Annotated in this window: 12 protein-coding genes and 2 pseudogenes; 11 read left to right on the forward strand and 3 right to left on the reverse strand. The window is 66.0% G+C overall.

Features of this window, described 5'->3' with window-relative positions:
* Positions 1-27 precede the first annotated feature (27 nt).
* Positions 28-1,856, reverse strand: a pseudogene (locus LK539_RS16985) (putative bifunctional diguanylate cyclase/phosphodiesterase).
* Positions 1,857-2,089: 233 nt separating this feature from the next.
* Positions 2,090-3,238: a glycerate kinase gene (locus tag LK539_RS16990; RefSeq protein WP_227802409.1), complete on the reverse strand. Its 1,149-nt coding sequence runs from the start codon at positions 3,236-3,238 to the stop codon at positions 2,090-2,092.
* Positions 3,239-3,727: 489 nt separating this feature from the next.
* Between LK539_RS16990 and LK539_RS24400 the strand changes: the two are divergent.
* From LK539_RS24400 to LK539_RS17020, 6 genes and pseudogenes are all read left to right on the forward strand, one after another.
* Positions 3,728-3,925: pseudogene (locus LK539_RS24400) on the forward strand (PAS domain-containing protein); the annotation flags it as partial.
* Positions 3,926-4,014: 89 nt separating this feature from the next.
* Positions 4,015-5,673, forward strand: coding sequence for a PAS domain-containing methyl-accepting chemotaxis protein (locus LK539_RS17000; protein WP_227802236.1), 1,659 nt, complete (start codon positions 4,015-4,017; stop codon positions 5,671-5,673).
* A 17-nt stretch (positions 5,674-5,690) separates the two neighbouring features.
* Positions 5,691-7,022 carry a chemotaxis protein CheW gene (locus tag LK539_RS17005; protein ID WP_227802237.1) on the forward strand — a complete coding sequence of 444 codons (1,332 nt, stop codon included), beginning with the start codon at positions 5,691-5,693 and terminating at the stop codon, positions 7,020-7,022.
* A gap of 66 nt (positions 7,023-7,088) precedes the next feature.
* Positions 7,089-8,012, forward strand: coding sequence for an SMP-30/gluconolactonase/LRE family protein (locus LK539_RS17010; RefSeq protein WP_227802238.1), 924 nt, complete (start codon positions 7,089-7,091; stop codon positions 8,010-8,012).
* Positions 8,013-8,153: 141 nt separating this feature from the next.
* Positions 8,154-9,506 (forward strand): glycoside-pentoside-hexuronide (GPH):cation symporter, encoded by a 1,353-nt coding sequence (locus LK539_RS17015; RefSeq protein ID WP_227802239.1) that lies wholly within the window; start codon positions 8,154-8,156, stop codon positions 9,504-9,506.
* A 16-nt stretch (positions 9,507-9,522) separates the two neighbouring features.
* On the forward strand, positions 9,523-11,874 hold the full coding sequence (locus LK539_RS17020; protein ID WP_227802240.1) for a GH36-type glycosyl hydrolase domain-containing protein: 2,352 nt from the start codon (positions 9,523-9,525) through the stop codon (positions 11,872-11,874).
* A gap of 10 nt (positions 11,875-11,884) precedes the next feature.
* Here LK539_RS17020 and LK539_RS17025 read toward each other — a convergent pair whose 3' ends face one another.
* Entirely contained in the window at positions 11,885-12,910 is a 1,026-nt protein-coding gene (locus tag LK539_RS17025) for a LacI family DNA-binding transcriptional regulator (protein WP_227802241.1), read from the reverse strand.
* A gap of 241 nt (positions 12,911-13,151) precedes the next feature.
* On the opposite strand from LK539_RS17025, the gene LK539_RS17030 reads away from it, so the two are divergent.
* From LK539_RS17030 to LK539_RS17050, 5 genes are all read left to right on the forward strand, one after another.
* Complete coding sequence (locus LK539_RS17030) at positions 13,152-13,682, forward strand: gluconokinase (RefSeq protein WP_227802242.1); 531 nt, start codon at positions 13,152-13,154, stop codon at positions 13,680-13,682.
* 136 nt (positions 13,683-13,818) lie between these two features.
* A complete protein-coding gene (locus tag LK539_RS17035) occupies positions 13,819-16,743 on the forward strand; it encodes a TonB-dependent siderophore receptor (protein WP_227802243.1) in 2,925 nt (974 codons plus the stop codon).
* A gap of 122 nt (positions 16,744-16,865) precedes the next feature.
* Positions 16,866-18,173, forward strand: a complete 1,308-nt coding sequence (locus LK539_RS17040; RefSeq protein ID WP_227802244.1) for a GntP family permease — start codon at positions 16,866-16,868, stop codon at positions 18,171-18,173.
* A 17-nt stretch (positions 18,174-18,190) separates the two neighbouring features.
* Positions 18,191-21,217, forward strand: coding sequence for a glycosyl hydrolase family 28-related protein (locus LK539_RS17045; RefSeq protein ID WP_227802245.1), 3,027 nt, complete (start codon positions 18,191-18,193; stop codon positions 21,215-21,217).
* 114 nt (positions 21,218-21,331) lie between these two features.
* Entirely contained in the window at positions 21,332-22,567 is a 1,236-nt protein-coding gene (locus tag LK539_RS17050; protein WP_227802246.1) for an endonuclease/exonuclease/phosphatase family protein, read from the forward strand.
* Positions 22,568-22,569 lie beyond the last annotated feature (2 nt).

Here is a 22,569-nt window from a genome sequence, read left to right on the forward strand (position 1 = left end):
CTACCGCATGCCCCCTCCCGGTTCACGTCATTCGCCAGCAGTCTTGCATCTGACCGCTGACGAAACGTCAAAGCAGGGCGGCATGGCGTCGCGCTCCAGCAGCGCAAGCAGCTCAGGCACCGGCATCGGCCGCGCAAACAGATAGCCCTGCATGCCGCCGACGCCGCTGGACGTGAGCAGCGCGGCCTGCTCGTCCGTCTCCACTCCTTCGGCAATCACGCGCAGGCCGAGGTGCCCGGCCATTGCCAGGATCGACTGGACGATGGCGGTGGCGCCCGCGTCGCCGGGCGTGTCGCGGATAAAGCTCTTGTCGATCTTGAGTTCGTACAGCGGCAGGCGCTTGAGGTAGCCGAGGTTCGAATAGCCGGTACCGAAGTCGTCGATCGACAGCCGGATGCCCAGCGCCGCCAGCTGGTGCATCCGGTCGATGGTCTCCTTGTCATCGACCAGCACCCCTTCGGTCACTTCCAGCACCAGCTGGCTTGCCGGGGCTCCGGTCTCCGCCAGGACCGCCTGTAGCTGGTCGACAAAGTCCGGCTGGCGGAACTGGGACGGGCTGACGTTCACCGACAGCGGCAGCGGATGGCCGGCGCGGTTCAGGTGCACCACGCTATCGCAAGCCTGGCGCAGGGCCCACTGGCCCAGCCGCAGGATCAGGCCGATTCCTCGGCGACCGGAATAAACTGGTCGGGCGGCACCATGCTGCCGTCGGCGCGGCGCCAGCGCATCAGCATTTCCGCACCGGCCGGCATGCCGTGGCGGTCGACCTGCAGCTGCAGGTGCATCGCCAGCTCGCCGCGATCGAGCGCGGCGGCCAGGTCGCGTTCGAGGGACAGGCGTTGCTCGACCTCGGCCTGCATGGCCGCCTCGAACACCGCCACCCGGTTGCGGCCGGCCAGCTTGGCGCGGTACATGGCGGTGTCGGCTTCGCGCAGCAGGTCGTCGGCGCCCTGTTCGGGACCGCGCAGGAAGGCTACGCCGATACTGGCCGACGCCATGTAAGCCTGGCCGTCGATCTCGAACAGCGTGTCCATCGCGTTCCGGATGTTCTCGGCAGTGGCGAGGGCGCGGGCGTGAACGTTCGCGCTGCCGCGGCCGAGGTCCGCCAGCAGCACCACGAACTCGTCGCCGCCGATGCGGGCCACCATGTCGCCATCGCCGGCGATGCCGGAGAGGCGCGCAGTCACGCTTTTGAGCAGGGCGTCGCCGGTCGCGTGGCCGCGCCCGTCGTTGATTTGCTTGAAGCGGTCGAGGTCGATGAACATGACCGCGGCGCCGCGCCCGCCCTGGCGCGCCTGGCCGACCACTTCGTCGAGGCGCTGCATCAGGAGGCGGCGGTTGGGCAGGCCGGTGAGCACGTCGTAGAAGGCGAGGCGGTGCAGGTCGTCCAGCGATTTGGCCAGGCGCCTGAGCAGGAAGGCGCAGGAAAGCGTCAGGACCGCGCCCACGAACAGGAAGTTCAGGGCTACCGACAGCGCGGCGAACAGGTCGGTGGCGGGCATGCCCACGATCTTCTGGTCCACGTAGCCCGCATGACACAGCAGGAACAGGACAAGGCCGCTGCCGGCCAGGATCCACACCGCCGGCCAGGTGCCAAGCAGGATCGCGGCGAGCACCGGGGCTGCGAACAGGTAGATTTCGCTGATCGGGCCCACCACGACCATCAGCGCGACGCCGATCAAGAGGTTGATGGCGAGGAAGTTGAGTACCCGTGCCGTGTAGGACAGGCGACGCCACCACCACAGCACGCCGACCCAAGCCATCGCCGCGGTATTGATTGCCGCGACATCCCACATGCGCTGGTACAGCAGGATGCCGGTGGTCGGCAGCCAGAGCACCACGCCCAGCACGAGCACGATGGACAGCAGCGAAGTGAAGAGGCGGGCGCGCCAGTGCGCGATGGTGTCGAGCGTTTCCAGGATGTGCCTTTGTCGGTCGCGCCCGGATACAGTCCCATATAAGCGCCACGATGAATGGTGCGGCGCACCAATAGATAGACACTATACCACGACTTACTTGCTCAATGGCATTCTTTGTTTCATTTTTGAAACCTGCAGCGGACCATGTGCTCCGATCAGGAAGCGCTTGCCTACCCCTGTACCATGTCGATGCCGATCTTGAGCGCCGCAGCGACGTTGCGCGCCGCCGCCTGCACGTTTGGCGCGGCTTCCTTCAAGGCCTCGGCCAGGGTGCATGCCCTGGTGACGCTGGCGAAGGCGGCGTCGATGCCGTGGGCGTGCACCTGAGCCGTGTCCGGCGCCAGGCTGCCGCCGATGGCGATCACCGGAACGCCGTGGCGGCGGGCGACGCGCGCCACTCCGATCGGGGTCTTGCCATGCACCGTCTGGCCGTCGATACGGCCTTCGCCGGTCACTACCAGGTCGGCTCCCGCCAGCGCCGCATCCAGGCCCACGGCCTCGGCCACGATCTCGCTGCCAGGGCGCAGGCGCCCGTTGAGGAAGACTCTCATGGCCGCGGCAATCCCGCCGCCGGCGCCGGCGCCGGGCAGGTCGGCGACGTCCTGACCAAGGCAACGTGCAATCACCGCGGCGTAGTGGCGCAGGTTGTCGTCGAGCTGGCGCACCATGTCGGGCGTTGCGCCTTTCTGCGGCCCGAACACGGCGGACGCGCCTTGCGGGCCCACCAGCGGATTGGTGACATCGCAGGCGATGTCGAACACGCAGTCCGGCACGCGCGCATCCAGGCCCGTAAGATCGATGCCGTGCAGGCGGCCGAGCTGGCCGCCGCCGGGGCCGAGCTCAGCGCCCCCTTCATCCAGCAGGCGCACGCCGAGCGCCTGCAGCATGCCGGCGCCGCCATCGTTGGTGGCGCTGCCACCCACCCCGAGGACGAAACGGCGCGCCCCGGCGTCGAGCGCGGCCTTGATGAGCTCGCCGGTGCCGCGGCTGCTGGTGTACCAGGGATTGCGGAGCAGGGGGGGCAGCTGTTCCAGCCCGCTGGCCGCGGCCATTTCAATGACGGCGGTGGCGCCGTCTCCCATGAGGCCGTAGAAGGCCCGCACCGGCTCGCCCAAGGGGCCGCTCACCTCGAGCTCGACCAGCCGTCCGGCGCTGGCGTCGATCAGTGCCTGCACCGTGCCTTCGCCGCCATCCGCCACGGGAATCTTCCGATAGTGGGCCTCCGGGAAGATTTCCCTGAAACCGGCCTCGATCGCATTTGCGACCGCAAGCGCCGACAGGCTCTCCTTGAAGGAGTCTGGTGCGATGACGATGTTCATGAAGCGTTCCTTTCCCGTATCGACGCGCTGCGCTTGCCAGCTGGCAGGCAGGCGCAGCGCCGGCATGATGCTCAACAGTATATAGAGAGCGATGTGCGCGCTGTTGGCCGCTCCCTGGCTGCCGTCTGTGTGACCAGTGTATGTGGCACAAATGATTCTTCTGTCGAATTTGATGAAATTGCTGCGCACGATTGATAAATACTATCAACTTCTGGGTGAAGTTTAGGTATTCTCTCGGTCTTAATGTTTCCATACGGAATCAAAGTTAAATCCCAGGCAAGGTGGTCCCTCGTACATCCTTGCTCGTCAATCACCCAAAGCACGCCATTTCCTCTTGAACCAATGCGAACTCCAATCGACCTCGAATTCCCTCTGACGTCCGAATCACGGCATGACATGGCGCATGCCGCCCTCGATGCGATCCATCGCATCCAGGCCGTCGTCGAATTCGACCTCGCTGGCCATGTTCTGCACGCGAACCAGAATTTCCTGGACGTGATGGGATATGAGCGTAGTGAAGTGGTAGGGCTGCACCACCGCATGTTCTGCCTGCCGGAATTTGCGGAATCTGAGGCATACCAGGCCTTGTGGCAAGGGCTGTCGAGCGGCCATCCGAGCAGCGGTGAATTCATGCGTGTGGGGAAAAACGGCCGGCCGGTCTGGTTGCAAGCCTCGTACAACCCGGTCTTCGACACCGAAGGCAAACCGGTCAAGATCATCAAGTTCGCCACCGACATTTCAGAGGCGACCTTGCGCAACGCCGATTCGAGGGCCGCATGGTGGCCCTCGACCGCGCCCAGGCCGTCATCGAGTTCGATCTGGACGGACGCATCCTGCACGCCAACCAGAACTTCCTCGACACCCTGGGCTACAGCCTCAGCGAAGTCGTCGGTCAGCATCATTCCCTGTTCTGCGACCCGACCTACGGCCGTTCGCACGAGTACCGGGCATTCTGGAAGCATCTCGCGAGCGGCGAATTCCACAGTGGCGAATTCAAGCGCATCGCCAAGGATGGCCATCCGGTCTGGATCCAGGCCACCTACAACCCGATCCTGAACGCGGAAGGCAAGCCCTACAAGGTCATCAAGTTCGCCACCGATGTCACGGGCGCGCGCGCCCGCAATGCCGACTTCGAAGGCAAGATGCAGGCAATCGACCGGGTCCAGGCGGTGATCGAGTTCGACCTGCAGGGCAGGGTGCTGCACGCCAACCAGAACTTCCTGAGTGTGATGGGCTACGCGCTGGACGAGGTGCGCGGACAGCATCACCGGATGTTCTGCGAGCCCGCATTTGCGCGTTCGTCCGAATATCTCGCCTTCTGGGAGCGTCTCGGCCGCGGCGAATTCAATGCCGGCGAATACCGTCGCATCGACAAGGCGGGCAAGGAGGTATGGATCCTGGCCTCCTACAATCCCATCCTCGATGCCGAAGGCAAGCCGATCAAGATCGTCAAGTTCGCAACCGACATCACGCGCCAAAAAGCCGCGGATGTCGAGACCCGCGGCAAGCTCGATGCGATCGGCCGCTCGCAGGCCGTCATCGAATTCGACTTGCGCGGCAACGTGCTGTCGGTGAACGACAATTTCCTGCGCACGATGGGCTATGCGGAGGACGAGGTGCTCGGGCGGCACCACAGCATGTTCTGCGATGGCGAACACATCAAGAGTTCGGCCTACCGCCATTTCTGGGCAAACCTGGCCCAGGGGCAGTTCCAGTCGGGCCGCTTCAAGCGTCGCGGCAAGCACGATGCCGAGATCTGGATCCTCGCCACCTACAACCCGATCTTCGACGTCCACGGCAGGCCGTATAAGGTAGTGAAGTTCGCGATGGACATCACCGAGCAGGTGCGCCGCGAGGAATCCATCACCGACAAGGTCAAGGCCATTTCGACGGTCCTCGCGGACCTGTCGCAGTCGATCGCTGTCATTGCCCAGGGTTCGCAACAGTCCGCAGGACTCGCAGTCCAGACCCAGTCGGAAGCGGCGGAAGGCAGCAAGCTGCTGGCGCGTTCGAAGCTGGCGATGGAGTCGATCGAGAAGGCGTCGGGCGACGTGCACGAGATCATCGAGACCATCGGCGACATCGCCGGTCAGACGCACCTGCTTGCCTTTAACGCCGCAATCGAGGCCGCCCGCGCCGGCGAACACGGCAAGGGATTCTCGGTCGTTGCCAATGAGGTGCGAAAGCTCGCCGAGAAGTCGGCCCAGGCGGCGCGCGAAATCTCCAAGCTGATCAACGAAACGGTCAGCCGGGTGGGAGAGGGCACCCGCCTGACCGTCGATGTGGAGGATGCCTTCGGCCGCATCGTCCAGTCGGTATCCCGCACCAGCGAATCGATCGGCCAGATCCACGCCTCGACCAGCGCCCAGGCTACCGCTACGCGCGACGTCTCGGCGCTGCTCACCGAACTGGAACGCATCGCGACGGAGCGCTGATCGTGGGGGCTTCCAGCATGGCCAGCGTCCGTCTGGCCGAGGCGCGCATCGGCATGGTCTCCTTAGGGGTACCGATCGAGCATGTCGTGCAGGCGATCGCACCGCCCGCTAACGTGCCCTTGCTGCCGCGGCGCCAGGGCGCCCTGTGGGGCGTGGTCGAGCATCTCGGCTCGCCCGTTCCCGTCGTCGAGCTCGGGCGCTGGGTCGACGTCGGCGCAGGCCCCGAGAGCGGGGACGATGCACGCATCCTGATCCTGCGCGAGGGTCCGCGCACGATCGGTCTGCGGGTCGATGCGGTCGGCGGCATGGTCGACGTCGCGGCGCATTCGGTGACACGCCTGCACCATGACGACGATCCCGACGAGGTGTTTCAATCCGTGGCGCCAGGCGCCGGCAAGGTGTTGAGTGTCCTGGAAGTGGGAAGGCTGGCCGACCTGGCGGCCGCGTGGACCGCTTGCCAGCCCGAGACGAGCGGCGACGCCGCCCCCGCTTCCACTACGCCCGCCGACGCGCCCTCATCCGACACTACCGACGCATACGCTGTGCTGCAGGTCGGCGCTGCGCGGCTCGCGCTGCCGTCCGGCAGCCTGGCCGAAGTGATCCCCATGCCGGCGCTATCGAGCTTTGGCGTGGGCATCGAGGCGAAGTATTGCCTCTGGCGGAACCGCCACCTGCCGGTACTGGCTACCGGCGTCCTGCAAGACATTGCGTTCGATGCGACGGCCGGCCTGCTGGCCGTGATCGAGCACGAGGGACTTGCCCTCGGCCTGCCGGTAGACGCGGCGCTCGAGCTGCGGAGCTTCGGCGGCCCGGGCCTGGCCATGCCGGACGGCTGCACGGCGAAGGTCCTCGACGCGCAAGGGAATGCGGTCTATCTGCTCGATACCGCGACCCTGTTCGCCCGTGTTCCCGAAGCGACGCTCAGCATGCGCGCGGACGATGCCGCCGCGGCGGCGCCTTCGGCTGGGGGACGGGTCGCCACCACCGAGGCCTATATCGTGTTCGAGGCCAGCGGCCACGCGGCGACGCCAATTTCGGCAGTCCAGCAAGTGCTCGATGCGCGCGCGGACACGGCGGCCAGCGCCAGTATCGAGTGGAACGGCGGGGTGATATTGGTGATCGACCTGCGTGCCGGGTCGCAGGCGGAACAGCCTGCCCACGGCGTCGTGCTGGTGGTGCAGGGGCCGCGCGGAGCGGTCGGCTTCCTGGTCACACGTGTGCACACGATGGTGCCGGCCGCTGCCGGCAGCCTGTATCAGGTGGGGACGGTCGCGTTTATCCATTCCAGCAATGGCAGCGAGCAGGCCAGCTACCGCATTGTGGATCTCGCGCGCCTGGCGGCTGCATAGCAGGCAAAACGAAATACTTGGCCTTATTTCAAGTATCATGTTTGCATGCCGACCCCATCCAAACCAATGTCCGCCGCCGTAAGGCGCCTCGCTTGCGCATCGCTGGCCCTGTTCGCGACCAATACATTCGCGGCGAGCTGCGGTGCGCCGCCTTCGGGCGAATTGAAGGCCGAGCGCCTCGCCTCGGTGACGCCCTCGCGCACCGAGCCGGGCTTGTACGAAGGCCCGGTGTGGGTCGGGGACGCCCTCTACTTTTCCGACTTCAGCTTCGCCAAGGGTTTCCCCTCGCGCGTGCGCAAGCTGGCGGCCGACGGCACGGTCAGCACGCTGATCGAGGACAGCGGCAGCAACGGACTGGCCGTGGACGGTAGGGGAGAACTGGTCCTCGCCAGCCACAAGGACAAGGCGCTCGTGCGTCTGGACAGGCATGGAAAGCGGGTCACGATCGCCGGCAGCTTCAAGGGGAATGTCTTCAATTCGCCCAACGACATCGCCATCGCGCGCGACGGCAGCATCTACTTCACCGATCCGGACTGGCAAAAGGCGGCGGCGCCCGGCGGGCAGCCGGTGACCGGCATCTACCGGGTCGGCACGGACGGCGCGGTGACGCTGGTGGACGGTTCGCGCCGCAATCCCAACGGGATCGCGCTGTTGCCCGCGGGAGATGTCCTGTACGTGAATGCCAGCGATGGCTTGCTGATGGCCTATCCGATCGTGAAAGGCGGGCCGCAGGCTGGCCGCGCGCTGGTGCGCGACCTGCAGGAAGCGGACGGCATGACGCTCGATTGCCACGGCAACCTGTACGTGACCGAGCATGGATCGAAGCGCGTACGCGTGTTTTCGCCGCAGGGCAGGCAGCTGGCGACCATCCGGGTCGACGCCAATATCACCAACGCGGCCTTCGGCGGCAAGGACGGCAAGACCCTGTACATGACCGGCGCCGGTGCACTCTGGCGTTTGCCACTGGACGTTGGCGGCATGCCTTACTGAGCCTGGCGGGGACGCCAAAAAATTGTTTGACAAGAATTCGTTGTCGCCCTCATACTGTTTCTATAAATGTTAGCGCTAACAGACTGGCGTCCTCGTTTCCATGGAACGCTATCGCGGCATGACAATGACAACGGAGACACTGTGACAGCAACTGTTTTGCCTTGGCGCGAAAAGCTGAGCTATGGCGTCGCCGACATGGGGTTCAACTTTTTCTGGACCAATGTCTCGACTTTCCTCCTCATCTTCTACACCGACACCTTTGGCTTGAGCGCCGCCGCGGCGGCGTCGATGATGTTCATCGTGAAGATCATCAACGCCTTCACCGATCCCATCATCGGTACGGCGGCCGACCGCACCACCACGCGCTGGGGCAAGTTCCGTCCATACCTGTTGTGGGGAGCACTGCCGCTGGCCGGCGCCGCCGTGCTGACCTACACCACCCCCGACCTGTCCGAGTCCGGCAAGCTGGTCTGGGCCTATGGCACCTACCTCCTGATGATGGTGTGCTACACCTGCATCAATATTCCCTATAACGCGCTGTCCGGCGTCATGTCGAGCGATCCCCAGGAGCGTTCGTCGGTCAACGGCCTGCGCTTCATCTTCGCATTTGCGGGAAGCACCCTGGTCACCGCCGCCACCCCCTGGCTGGTGCGCACGCTCGGCGCCGGCGATGCGAAGCAGGGCTGGCAGTTGACGATGGTGGTCTGGGGCATCGCCGCCGCCTGCCTGTTCGTGGTCACCTTTTTCAATACGCGCGAGCGCATTGCACCGCCGCCCGGGCAAAAGAACGACTTCGTGCAGGACGTGCGCGACCTGACGCGCAACGGCCCCTGGGTCGTGCTGTTCTTCCTCGCGCTGATCATCATGGTCACCATCACCCTGCGCGGCACCACGGCGGCCTACTATTTCAAGTACTACGTCGGGCGGCCGGAGCTGATCGCCTCGTTCATCCCGGCCTACATGATCGCCGCCAGCGTGGGCGCCGCGCTGACCCCGGTGATGACACGCTTCGTCGACAAGAAGCGCCTGATGATCATCCTGATGAGCCTGACGACCCTGATCTCGTGCGCCTTCTTCTTCATCCCGCCCGACCAGGTCGCGCTGATGTACGTGCTGCAGGTGGCGATGGGCTTCGTACTCGGTCCGAAGTCGCCGCTGGCCTTCTCGATGTATGCGGATACGGCCGACTACAACGAATGGCGCACCGGCCGGCGCGCGACCGGCATCACCTTCGCCGCGGCCACCTTCTCGCAGAAGCTGGGAACGGCGGTGGCCGTGGCCGTGATCGGATCGCTGTTCACGGCCCTCGGCTACGTGCCGAACGCCGCCCAGAGCGCCGGTTCGCAGGAAGGCATTGTCTGGCTGATGTCCTTCGTGCCGGCCGTGTTCTCCTTCCTGGCCGTGATCTGCATGCTGTTCTACGACCTCGATAAAACCAAACTGGCGCAGGTGCAGTCCGAACTGCTGGCCCGCAAATCGGCACATGGTGCCTGACAATGGAGAAAATGAAGTGCTAGGTCCTACCGAAGGCGGCGAACGCTTCGATTTGTACAGCCCCACCGCCATGCCGAATGCGGCCGGCTTCCTGTGGAACCGGAAGATGATGATCCAGGCGACCTGCCGCGGTTATGCGGTCGCCCAGTTCATGCAGCCGGAACCCGCGAAGTACGCGCATGCTCCCAATCTGCAGGCCAAGTCCTTCATGCAGCCGGAGCAGGCGTACTATGCCCACCATCCGGGACGCTTCGTCTACGTCAAGGACGAAGAGGCGGGGCAGCTGTTCTCGGTGCCGTACGAGCCGGTACGGGCCCAGGCCGAGCGCTTCGTGTTCTCAGTTGGGAAGTCCGACCTGCTGTGGAGCGTCGAACATCTGGGCCTGCGCGTCGAGCTGCGCCTGAGCCTGCCGCGCGAGGACGTGGCCGAGCTGTGGTCGCTGAAGGTCACGGAACTGAGCGGCCGGCCTCGCCGGATCAGCGTCACGCCTTACTTCCCGATCGGTTATATGTCGTGGATGAACCAGTCGGGCGAATACCGCGCCGACCTGGGCGGCATTGTCGCCAGCAGCGTCACGCCCTACCAGAAGGTCGAAGACTATTTCAAGAACCGGCACCTCAAGGACAAGACCTATTTCCTGTGCGAGCACGCGCCGGACAGCTGGGAAGCGAACCAGGCGGTCTTCGAGGGCGAGGGCGGCCTGCACGACCCGAGCGCATTGCAGGCGGAAAGCCTCGGCAATGGCGACGCCCGCTACGAGACGCCGGCCGCCATCGTGCAGTACAAGCTGGCGCTGGCGCCGGGCGAAACGGTCGAACGGCGCTTCCTGTTCGGACCAGCGCTGGACGACGCCGAGATCGCGGCGATGCGCGCGCGCTACCTGTCGGCCGAGGCCTTCGCACGCACTGCCCGGGATTACCGCGCCTACATCGCGGAAGGCGAGGGCTGCCTGCGCATCAGCAGTCCGGACAAGGAATTCGACAACTTCGTCAACCACTGGCTGCCGCGCCAGATCTTCTATCACGGCGACGTCAACCGCCTGACCACCGACCCGCAGACCCGCAACTACCTGCAGGACAATATGGGCATGTGCTACGTGAAGCCGGAGACGGCGCGCGGCGCCTTCCTGACCGCGCTGGCGCAGCAGGAGCCGAGCGGCGCCATGCCGGACGGGATCCTGCTGGTCGAGGGGGCGGAACTCAAGTACATCAACCAGGTGCCGCACACCGACCACTGCGTGTGGCTGCCGGTGGCGCTGCGCGCCTATCTCGACGAGACGGCCGACTGGTCGCTGCTGGACGAGGTCGTGCTTGACCACAGCGGGCAGCGCGACACCGTGGCCGCGCGCATCGGGCGCGCCATGGACTGGCTGCTGGAGGCGCGCGACGCGCGCGGCCTCTCCTTCATCGCGCAGGGCGACTGGTGCGACCCGATGAACATGGTGGGTTACAAGGGCCGCGGCGTGTCAGGCTGGCTGACCGTCGCCGCCGCCCATGCGCTCGGGCTGTGGGCGGGCATCTGCGCAGAACGCGGCGACGACGCGGCGGCGCGCCACTTCGAAGCGGGCGCCGCCGCCATGAACCGGGCCGCCAACGAGCACCTGTGGGACGGGCGCTGGTTCGCCCGCGGCATCACCGACGACGACGTCAAGTTCGGCGTCAAGGAAGACAAGGAAGGACGGATCTACCTGAACCCGCAGGCCTGGGCGATCCTGTCCGGCGCCGCCGACGCCTCCCAGCGTGCCGTGATGTTCGAAGAGATCGAGGCCCAGCTGCATTCGCCGTATGGCGTCACCATGTTCGCGCCGCCATACAGCAAGATGCGCGACGATGTCGGGCGCGTGACCCAGAAGCATCCGGGGTCGGCCGAGAACGGCGCCGTGTACAACCACGCGGCCATCTTCTACATCTTCAGCCTGTACACGGTCGGGGAGGGCGAGCGCGCTTTCCAGGCGCTGCGCCAGATGCTCCCGGGCCCCGACATGGCCGACTATCTCCAGCGCGGCCAGCTGCCGGTCTTCATCCCGAATTACTACCGTGGCGCGCACCGCGAGTATCCGCGCACGGCGGGCCGCTCCAGCCAGCTGTTCAACACCGGCACCGTGTTCTGGGCCTACCGCTCCGTGATCGAGGGGCTGTGCGGCCTGAGAGGCGATGCCAAGGGCCTGGCCATTGCGCCCCATCTGCCGCGCGGCTGGGACGGCATGCAGGTCGAGCGCCAGTTCCGCGGCGCGCTGTTCAGGGTGTCGATCCGGCGCGCCGGCGTGGCGGAGGTCCAGGTCTGGCAGGACGGACGCCAGCTGCCGCAGGCGCGTGTCGACGCCGTGCGGGCCGGCGACACCTATGAGCTCGAGGTGCTGGTGCCCTGAGGCCGGCGGCCTAGGCGCTTTCGCGCGGCATCAGGGTAAAGCCCAGGTCGATGTGGCCGACCTGCGGCTGCCGTCCCTCGATCACGTTGCGCAGCAGGGTGGCGGCTTCGAAGCCGACCCGGTAGCGCGGCGTGCTGATCGTGGTCACCGAAGGAATCATCCAGGCCGAGGCTGGAAGGTCGTTGAAGCCGCAGATCGCCAGTTGTTCCGGGACCGCGATGCCGCGCCGCTGGCACTGGTAGATGGCGCCATGGGCCAGGTCGTCGTTGCAGCAGAAGATGGCGTCGCAATCCGGCACCTGGGCCAGCATCCGTCCCAGCAGTTCGGCGCCCAGGCCGATGCTTGAGGCATCCGGCACCATCAATTCCAGGCGTTCGTCCGCCAGCCCCGCCTCGACCATGGCGCTGCGATAGCCCGCGGCGCGGGTCAGGGTACGCTCGTCGAGCTGGGCGCCGATAAAGCCGATCCGCTTGTGGCCCTTGTCGATCAGGTAGCGGGTCATCGTGCGGCCCGCTTCGTGTTGCGAGAATCCCACCGACAGCTGCTGGGGATCGGAGGACAGGTCCATCATCGACACCACCGGCACGCCGGACGACGCCAGCAACTGTTCCACACGCGGACTGTGCGTCAGGCCCGACAGCAGGATGCCCATCGGGTTGGACTCCAGGTAGATCTTCAGCAGCTTCTCTTCTTCGGCGTCGGAGTAGCGCGTGTTGCCGATCAGGAGCTGGTAATTGGCCGCATCCACCACCTGCTGGATGCCGTCGATGACGGCGTTGAACACGAAGTTCGACAGCGAAGGCACCAGCACCACGATCACGTTGGAATGGCGCGAAGCGAGGGCGCGCGCCGCGCGGTTCGGGACATAGCCCAGTGCGGCCACGGCCTGTTCCACACGCAGCCGGACTTCGTCGGACACGAGCTCCGGCTGGTTCAATGCGCGCGAGGCCGTCATGGCCGAGACGCCCGCATGCGCGGCGACTGCGGTCAGGGTAGTGCGGCCGCTTGCGCGGCTCTTGTTGGGGCTTTTTGTCATGGTGAAAGTAGGGGTCGGGTGCCGAGATTCTGCCACGGTCGCTTGTCGATGTCTCAATGCTGCAAAGCAGCACCGATATATATTTACACGCCCTTGATTCTGTGTAGAATGAGTCATGTTAGCGCTAACGAGTCATTACAGCAACGCACTTGCTGTAATGTCGCACGCGCTCGCTAGTATAGAGATCGGTTCCCGATATTTTTTTGCCTTGGAATGTTAGCGCTAACTAATGGAAAGCGAGATGAAGCAAACGAGCAAGACATGGCCCGCCATCCGCTGGGTGGTCATGGGGGTATGTGGATCCGGGAAGAGCACCATCGGTCAACAACTGGCCGACGCCTGCGGCGATGCCTATGTCGAGGGCGATGCCTTTCATCCGCAGGCGAACGTCGACAAGATGTCCGCCGGCCAGCCCCTGGACGACGAGGACCGGCGCGACTGGCTGCGTGCGCTGCGCGAACAGATCGGCCGCGCGCGCGAACAGGGGAAGGGACTGGTCGTCTCGTGTTCGGCGCTCAAGCGCAGCTACCGCGACCTGCTGCGCGAAGGCGATCCGGCCTTGCGCTTCGTCCACCTGGATGGGCCGCGCGCGCTCATCGCCGAACGCCTGGCGGCGCGCCGCAACCATTACATGCCGCCCCATCTGCTCGACAGCCAGCTGGCTGCACTCGAGCCCCTGGATGGCGAAGAGGACGGACTGCGGCTGGACATCCGCCAGGCCCCGGTGCAGCTGGTGAACGCCATCCTGGCGAGCAGGGAGGATGCCGCGTAAGCGGACAAGGCACGGACAACCGGTTTCAACAACAGCAGCACTCGCCGGGCTTGACGGAGCCGGCATGGCATCACGGCACGCGCCCCGTCGCAAACCATCGCGTGACCGACAAAACAAAACAGACTGGAGACAAGCCATGAATATTCCGCTTCGCAGAAATGTGATGTACTTCGCCGTTGCCAGCGCGTGCTGCTGGATTGCCTCGCCCGGATACGCCCAGGAGCAGGCCGACCCCGCAATCCCGGCTACCCAGCCCGACGGGGACAAGGCCCCTGGCAGGGTCGAAACGGTGACCGTGTCGGGCTCGCGGCTCCCGGCGCGCGGCTTCAGCCAGCCGACGCCGACCACCACGCTGTCCTCGGCCGACCTAGAAAAAAGCGCCAAGCCGAACGTCTTCAACACCCTGGTCGAGCTGCCGGCGCTGCAGGGCAGCACCGGCCGCACCACTGGCGCCTTCAGCACCAGCAGCGGCACGCAGGGTCTGTCCTCGCTGTCCCTGCGCGGCCTGACGCCGATCCGCACCCTGACCCTGCTCGACGGCCAGCGGGTGGTGGGCGCGAATGTCAGCGGCGTGACCGATGTCAGCCAGTTTCCCCAGCTCCTGATCAAGCGCGTGGACGTCGTCACCGGCGGCGCGTCCGCGTCCTATGGTTCGGACGCGGTCGGCGGGGTGGTCAACTTCATCACGGACAAGCACTTCCAGGGTTTCAAGGCGAACCTGGAAGGCGGCCAGACGACCTACCGCGACGACGAGCACGGCACCGTGCAGACCGCCTTCGGCAAGGCCTTCATGAACGACCGCCTGCACCTGGTGGGCAGCGCCGAATACGGCCGCGAGAAGGGCGTGCCGAATCCCGGTTTCGGCGGCAAGGCGGCCAATGGCCGTGACTGGTACCGGAGCACGGTGATCACCAACCGCGGCTTCGGTCCCACCACGGACGGCGCGCCGCAGCTGAAGGTGATCGACAATGCGCAGCAGATCCAGTACGGCAAGTATGGCCTGATCACCGAAGGCCCGCTGCGCGGCACCGCCTTCGGCGAGAACGGCGCGCCGACCCAGTTCCAGTACGGGACCAACTGCGTCGGCTCGTTCTGCGAAGGCGGCGACCTGTCGGGCAACGTGGGCGCCGGCACCTCGCTCGGCATGAACCTGTCGCGCAAGGTGCTGTATGGCCGCGCCGGCTTCCAGCTCGACGACAACAACGAGATCTACATGACGGCCACCTGGAGCGAGGTCGATGCGACGTTCTCGCCCAACCCGGGCGCGGCCAAGCAGGGCAACCTCACCATGCGCTGCGATAACCCCTATCTGCCGCAGTCGGTGCGCGACCGCTGCGCCCAGGCCGGCATCACCACCTTCCGCTATGGCACCGCCAACGCCAACTTCCCCGAATTCATCGACGTCAACCCGAACCGCAAGATGCAGCGGCTGGTGGCCGGCGCCGAAGGCAAGTTCACGCTGGGCGGCAAGGAATGGGGCTACAACGCCTACCTCACGCACGGCGAAAACGAAATCGAGATCAACGTCGAGAACATGACGCTGAACCGCCGCTACGACCAGGCAATCCAGGCGGTGCGGGCGCCGGACGGCTCGATCCAGTGCGCCAATCCGGTGGCCGTGGCCAGCGGCTGCAAGCCGATCAACATCTTCGGCAATGTGCCGATCGACGCTGCCGCCTGGGCCTATATCGCTCCGGCCAACGGGCCGCGCCAGTATTCGAAACAGAAGCAGGACGTGGCCAGCTTCAACATCACGGGCGAGCCTTTCAGCTCCTGGGCCGGCCCGGTGGCGATGGCGGCCGGCGCCGAGTGGCGCAAGGAACAGTACTACGTGACGGGCGACCCCTACGGCAATGGCGTATTCGCCGACAGCCCGAACACGCCGGCCTATCCTGCCGACCCGATCCTGAGCCAGCCGGAAGGCAACCACTGGTACGCCGGTAACTACCACAACGGGCGTGGCTCCTATACCGTCCGGGAAGCCTACCTGGAGGCGAACATCCCGGTGCTCAAGTCGGCCGCGCTCGGCGAGGTGAACCTGAACCTGGCCGGCCGCAAGACCGACTACAGCACCTCGGGCGGCGTCAAGGCCTGGAAGGTCGGAGCCACCTGGAACACCGGCTTCGACGGCTGGCGCGTGCGCGCCGTGACCTCGCAGGACGTGCGCGCCCCGAACCTGTCGGAACTGTTTGCCGCGCCGGTCGTGGTCAATGCGGCCGTCACCTACAACGGCCAGTCGGTCCAGATCCAGCAGCGCACCATCGGCAATACCAACCTGCGTCCGGAAATCGCACGCAATACGGTGCTAGGACTGGTGCTGGCCCAGCCATCCTGGCTGCCCGGCTTCTCGGCCTCGCTCGACTACTTCGACGTCAAGGTCGAGGACGTGATTTCGAGCCTGCCGAACCAGACCCTGGTCGACCTGTGCGTGGCCGGCAACCAGGAGATCTGCGCCACCCAGCAACTGACCGGCCCCGCCGGCAGCAACTTCGTGACCGCCCAGGCGTTCAACCTGGCCTCGCTGCGCAGCAAGGGCTACGACCTGGAACTGGCCTACCGCACTCAGCCGAATCCGCTGGGGATCCCGGGCCGCCTGACCTTCCGCGCCCTGGCCACCCACATGAAGAGCTTCGAGACCCGTTCGGGCATCCCCAACACGATCCCGAGCGAAGGTGCAGGCGTCAACCTGGGCAATACCCCGGACTGGAAAGTGATGGCCTCGCAATCCTGGGACTGGAACAAGTGGAGCGTGAACCTGACCGAACGCTGGATCAGCGATGGGGTGTACAGCCACGAGTTCATCGAATGCCAGACCGGCTGCCCGGTATCAACGCCGAACAACCGCACCATCTTCAACAACCAGATGAAGGGTGCGTTCTACGTCGACATCGGCGCGTCGTACAAGCTGACCAACCAGGTCACCCTGTACGCCAAGATCGACAACGCGGGCAACCGCGACCCGGTCGCGGCGCCGCAGGAAAACCCGAGCTACGCGCTCAATCCCGCACTGTATGACGTGCTGGGACGTATCTACCGCGTCGGCCTGCGCTACCAGTTCTAAGGCGTGCGGGGAGCCGTGCCCGTTAGCGGGCACGGTCGGGAGTGGTGTTGGGGCGCGAGGTTCACATGAGTCTCTCTGGTGCTTTGGCGGCGTCTTTCGGTGTGGGTCCAGTCGCCTGGTCCATGCTGGCCGTCTTTTTTTCCGTTTTCGTACTGACCCTCAGCATCGCCTGGGGCAAGGTCCAGCCCCTGATCGCCTTCGTGCTGGTCTCGATGCTGGCCGCGCTGCTGCTCGGCATGCCGATCGAAGCGATACCGAAGGCGATCGAGAAGGGCATCGGCGACCTGCTGGGCTCACTGACTGTGATCATCTGCGTCGGCGCCGTGTTCGGCAAGCTGATCGCCGACAGCGGCGCGGCCCAGCGCATCGCGGGGTATCTGATTTCGCTGTTCGGCCAACGGCGCATGCCGCTGGCCCTGATGATTACCGGCTTCGTGGCCGGCATCCCGCTGTATTACAACGTCGGCTTCGTCCTGCTGGTGCCCCTGGTGTTTTCGCTGGTGTACCAGACCGGCCGGCCCGCGGTGGCGCTGGCGATTCCGCTGGTCTGCGGTCTCTCGATCGCGCATGGCTTCCTGCCGCCGCATCCGTCGCCGACGGCGCTGGCCGGGCAGTTCGGGGCCGATATCGGGCGCACCCTGCTGCTGGGGATCGTGGTGGGGATCCCGACCCTGCTCATCGCCGGGCCGCTGTTCGCCATGAGCCTGAAGAACATTAAGGGTGTTAGTTCGGCGCTGTTCAAGGCGGAACTCAAGCCTGAAGCCGAACTGCCGGGCGCCTTCAACAGCTTCGCCACGGCCCTGCTACCGGTCTGGCTGCTGGGCGGCTTCACGGTACTTATCCTCCATCCGAGCGACAGCGCCGCCGTCAACCGGCTGGTTGCCTTCTTCGCCAACCCCTTGATCATCATGCTGGTGGCACTGGGGGCGGCGGTGGTCACGCTGGGCCTGGCGCGCGGTCGCAGCCTGTCGTCGATCATGGGTGGGGCGGGCGACGCGCTGCGCGACGTGGCGCCGATCCTCCTGGTGATTGCCGGCGCCGGTGCGCTCAAGCAGGTACTGGTGGAGACCGGCGTCAGCGCGGAACTGGGCCGCTCGCTGGCCAGCCTGCCGGTGCCGCCGCTGGTGCTGGGCTGGCTGATCGCCCTGGTGCTGCGCGTCTGCCTCGGCTCCGCCACCGTGGCCGGCCTGACCGCGGCCGGCATCGTGGCGCCGCTGGTGAACGGCACCGGCCTTGATCCCAGCCTGATGGTGCTGGCCGTGGGCGCGGGCAGCCTGATGTGCAGCCACGTGAACGATTCCGGCTTCTGGATGTTCAAGGAATACATGGGCCTGTCGCTGCGGGACACCTTCCGTTCCTGGACGCTGATGGAAACCCTGGTCGGCCTGTTCGGCCTCTTGTTCGTCATGCTCCTTTCGATCTTCGTTTAACCGTTCGAGGACACATCATGAAACTACGATTGACGCCGGCGCTGCTGGCGGTGGGATTCCTTTGCCCGGCGCTCGCCGCAGCTGCTGCGGCGGTGCCGGCATCCGTGTCGGCCTACCAGAGCATGCCGGACGATCCGCGCGCCATCCAGGTCCGGGCACCTGGCGACGGCAGGACCGACGCCACGGCCGCCATCCAGGCGGCCATCGACGGCGCCGCGAACAAGGGCGGCGGGGGCGTGGTATTCCTGCCCTCGGGCCGCTACCGCATCACCCGCTCGATCCTGATTCCGCTGGCGGTGCGCGTGTACGGCGTGGGGCCGACCCGGCCGGTGCTGGTGCTGGCCAGGGACACGCCCGGCTTTCAGAAAGGGGTGGGCACGATGGTGGTGTTCATGGGCGGCGACCAGTACAACACCGGCAAGGTGCCGGTACCGGTGGCCAGCGCCGTGCCCTACAGCGAGAAGGTGCGCGACGCCAATTCGTCGACCTTCTACTCGGCGCTGTCGAACGTCGACTTCGAGATCGGCGAGGGCAACCCGGGTGCCGCCGCGGTGCGCCAGCGCACCGCCCAGCACTCGAACCTGTCGCACATCGACTTTCGCATCGGCTCCGGCTTTGCCGGCATCTACAACGTCGGCAACGTAGGCTACAACCTGAAGTTCTACGGCGGCCGTTACGGGATCGTGTCCGAAAAGACCTCGCCGGCCTGGCAATACACGCTGATGGACGCCACCTTCGACGGCCAGCGCATTGCTGCGATCCGCGAACACGAGGCCGGTCTCACGCTGGCGAACACCACCATTCGCAACACCCCGGTCGGGGTCGAGATCGACCGCGGCTACGGCGACTGGCTGTGGGGGTCGGATGTGCGCTTCGAGAACGTGTCCAAGGCCGCGCTGGTCATCAGCAACGAAGACAATGTCTACACCCAGGTGGGCTTCCAGAACGCCATCGCCCGCAATGTGCCGACCTTCGCGCGCTTCCGCGACAGCGGCAAGACCATCGCGGGCGTCGGTGCGAGCTACCGGGTGAGCGACTTCAACTACGGCCTGATGCTGCCCGGTCTTGCCAGCATCGGCAAGTTCGGGACCAGGATGCAGGCAACGCCTCTGGACAGGCTGCCGGAATCGGGCTTGACGGTCATGCGTGCGCTGCCGCCGACGAAGGAATGGGCCAATGTGCGCAGCTTCGGCGCCAGGGGCGATGGCCGCACCGACGACACGGCGGCGCTGCAGAAGGCGATCGACAGCCGGCGTGTGGTCTACCTGCCGCTCGGCTTCTACATCATCAACGACACCATCCGGATGAAGCCCGACACCGTGATCGTCGGCCTGCACCCGGGCCTGACGCAGCTGGTGCTGCCCAACGGGTCGCCGAAGTACGCCGGGGTCGACACGCCCAGGGCGATGCTGGAAAGCGCGCAGGGCAGCGATGCCATCGTGTCGGGCATCGGCCTGGCCAGCGGCGAAGTCAATCCGCGCGCGGTGGCGCTGCTGTGGAAGGCGGGCGCGAACTCGCTGGTGGACGACGTGCGCATCCAGGGCGGTCATGGCACCGTGCTGTACGACGGCAGCCGCAAGGACCCGTACCAGAAGTCTCCCGACTTCGACCCCACCGCGCACTGGGACCGCCAGTATCCGAGCGTGTGGGTCACCGACGGCGGCGGCGGTACCTTCGTGGGCGTCTGGTCGCCCAGCACCTTCGCCCAGGCCGGCTTCTACGTCAGTAACACGAAGACGCCGGGCAAGGTCTACGAGCTCTCGGCCGAGCACCACATTCGCGCCGAGATCGTGCTCGACAAGGTGGAAAACTGGGAATTCCTGGCGCCCCAGACCGAGCAGGAAGTACGCGACGGCATGGACGCGATCTCGCTCGAAGTGCGCAATTCGCGCAACATCCTGTTTGCGAACTACCACGGCTACCGGGTGACGCGCTCGATCAAGCCGGCCGTCACCGCGGTCAAGCTGCACAACTCGAGCGATATCCGCTTCCGCAACGTGCACGTGAACGGCGAGAGCGGCTTCGCTGGCTGCGACGAGAAGGGCTGCGGCACCTTCCTGCGCGCCAGCAAATTCCCGTTCGAGAACGCGATCGAGGACGTCACCAACGGCGCCTTCGTGCGCGAACGCGAGTTCGCGGTGCTGGACATCGGCGCCAAGCCCGTCATCGGCGCGCCAAGCCCCCTGCAGGCGCGCAAACTCGCGGATGGCTTCTTCTCGATCGCCGGCGCTGTCGCCGACCACAAGGGCAAGCTGTATTTCGTCGAGCGCAAGTTCAACCGCATCTACAGCTGGGCCGAAGGGCGCGGGCTCGAGGTGGTGCGCGATGCGCCGCTCGATTCGGTCAACCTGGCGATCGACGCCAGCGGTGCGCTGTTCGTGCAGTCCTCGTTCGGGCCGGAGACCACCGTCTATTCGTTCCGGCCGGAGGCGCCGCATGAACAGCTGACGGTGATCAAGCCGACGCCGGCGCAGACGCGCCCCAATGCCCGCACCGTCCTGCCGGTGAACTGGTGGGTGAACGGCGAGTTCCGCGACCAGCTCAATCCCGACACCTACGAGTTCAACACCCTGGCCGAGCTGTTCGTGCGTGAGCTCGGGCAGCCGAAGACCCACGAATATGTGTCGCCGGACGGCAGCCTGGTCATGCCGGCGTTCCGCATCTGGCGCCAGGGACCGCCAGACCACCTGGGCTGGCGCTGGACCGATACGGTGCAGACCCACGGTTTTGTCACCGGCAAGCCGGGAGAGCGCGTGGTCTTCACCAACGGGTCGGAAAACCGCACATTCAGCGGCGTGGTGGGGCAGGGCGGCACCATCAAGGACCTGAAACTGCTGGCCAACCGGGGCGGAGAAAGCGCGGTGTTGGGGCGCGATGGCAATACCTACGTGGCGAACGGCCAGGTGTTCGTCTACGCGCCGGACGGCAGGGAAGTGGCGCGCATCGACGTGCCCGAGCGTCCGCTGCAGCTGGTGTTCGGCGGCGCGGATGGCCGCACCCTGTTCATCCTGGCGCACCGCGCGCTGTATGCGGTGCAGCGCTAGCCGGCGCGCTTGGGGCTGCCGTGAACTGGAGCTGCTGTATATCCGATTGCCGCGAACGCCGGACTCCGCGATAATCGCATTGCTTTTTCAGCCACTCCATTCATGAAAGATCAGATGTCTACCTTCAAGCCGATGTCCTTTGCGATCCTGGCCGCGCTGTTCGCCGCTCCGGCCGTTCAAGCCCAGGCAGCAGCCCAGCAGCCGTCCCCGACCCAGTTCGGCGTCGCCTCCTTCAACATGGCCTGGGCCGGTTCGCAGCAGGATTTCGACCGCCAGAACGCCGTCTGCAAGACCGTGTCCTGGTGCGATACCCGCCCGCGCCGCGAGCCGGGCCAGGCATCGATCACCGAGCAAGCGAATCGCGTGGCGCGCCAGTGCGCGGCCGATACCGAGCGCCTGGCCGGCGGCCCCGCGCAGCAGGCCATGATGGCGCCCTGCAATGCCTACCAGGGCCGCGGCGCACCGGTCGAGCTGACCAGCGCCGACTACGCCGCCAAGCTGGCCGGCCTGCAGGCCACCATTGACGGCCTGGTCGACAAGCATGGCGTGCGCGTGCTCGCCTTCCAGGAAGTGCGCTCGGCCGAGGTGATCAAGCAGGTGCTCGGCAAGCATGCCGGCCGTTTCGGCGTATGCGACGCCGCGCACGAGGGCTTCCAGACCGTGGCTTTCGCCTGGGACCGCAGCCTGAGCGCGAAACCCGCCGTCTGCAGCGTGGAGCGCGGCCTGGAAGTGACCGATAACCCGGCGGACCCGCTGGCGCGCAAGGTGCGTCCGGGCCTGGCGCTCGAGCTGGAGCTGCCGGGACGGCGCGTCGCTTTCCTCAACGTGCACCTGAAGTCGGGTTGCGCCAACATCGTGCCGACGCCGACCTACCAGGCGCGCCTGCTCGACGACCGTGCCGGCGCCTGCCAGACACTGAACCGCCAGGTCGCGCCGCTCGAGCGCTGGCTCGACAGCGTGGGCAAGCAGAGCCCCGAGTACGTCCTGCTGGGCGACTTCAACCGCCGCATCGACGAAGAAGCCGCGGCCGCGATCAAGCCGGAACAGGTGCGTACGGACGGCAGCAATCCGGCCGGCGTGCCGGTCGCGGGCGCGGACGGCAAGGTGGCGACGCGCTACCTGTGGCAGGAGCTGAACGACGGTTCGCGCACCCTGCAGCAGGTGCCCTTGAGCAGCGTCGAAGCGGGTTGCCGCGGCTTCACGGGCCTGGACCACATCGTGCTGAGCGGGGCGCTCGCGGCGCGCCAGCCGGCGAACCTCGGTTCGCGCAAGACGGCGGTGGTACAGCTGCCAGGCCAGCGCATCGAGACCAGCGACCACTGCCCGCGCAGCGTGACGCTGAGCTTCTGAGC

The sequence above is a fragment of the Massilia sp. IC2-476 genome (assembly GCF_020707295.1).
Lineage (GTDB): Bacteria > Pseudomonadota > Gammaproteobacteria > Burkholderiales > Burkholderiaceae_D > Telluria.

Bases quoted from the DNA above. Each gene is read 5' to 3' on its own strand.
- LK539_RS16990 (WP_227802409.1), bottom strand. From the start codon at position 3,238: ATGAACATCGTCATCGCACCAGACTCCTTCAAGGAGAGCCTGTCGGCG.
- LK539_RS17000 (WP_227802236.1), top strand. From the start codon at position 4,015: ATGGTGGCCCTCGACCGCGCCCAGGCCGTCATCGAGTTCGATCTGGAC.
- LK539_RS17005 (WP_227802237.1), top strand. From the start codon at position 5,691: ATGGCCAGCGTCCGTCTGGCCGAGGCGCGCATCGGCATGGTCTCCTTA.
- LK539_RS17010 (WP_227802238.1), top strand. From the start codon at position 7,089: ATGTCCGCCGCCGTAAGGCGCCTCGCTTGCGCATCGCTGGCCCTGTTC.
- LK539_RS17025 (WP_227802241.1), bottom strand. From the start codon at position 12,910: ATGACAAAAAGCCCCAACAAGAGCCGCGCAAGCGGCCGCACTACCCTG.
- LK539_RS17030 (WP_227802242.1), top strand. From the start codon at position 13,152: ATGAAGCAAACGAGCAAGACATGGCCCGCCATCCGCTGGGTGGTCATG.
- LK539_RS17035 (WP_227802243.1), top strand. From the start codon at position 13,819: ATGAATATTCCGCTTCGCAGAAATGTGATGTACTTCGCCGTTGCCAGC.
- LK539_RS17040 (WP_227802244.1), top strand. From the start codon at position 16,866: ATGCTGGCCGTCTTTTTTTCCGTTTTCGTACTGACCCTCAGCATCGCC.
- LK539_RS17045 (WP_227802245.1), top strand. From the start codon at position 18,191: ATGAAACTACGATTGACGCCGGCGCTGCTGGCGGTGGGATTCCTTTGC.
- LK539_RS17050 (WP_227802246.1), top strand. From the start codon at position 21,332: ATGTCTACCTTCAAGCCGATGTCCTTTGCGATCCTGGCCGCGCTGTTC.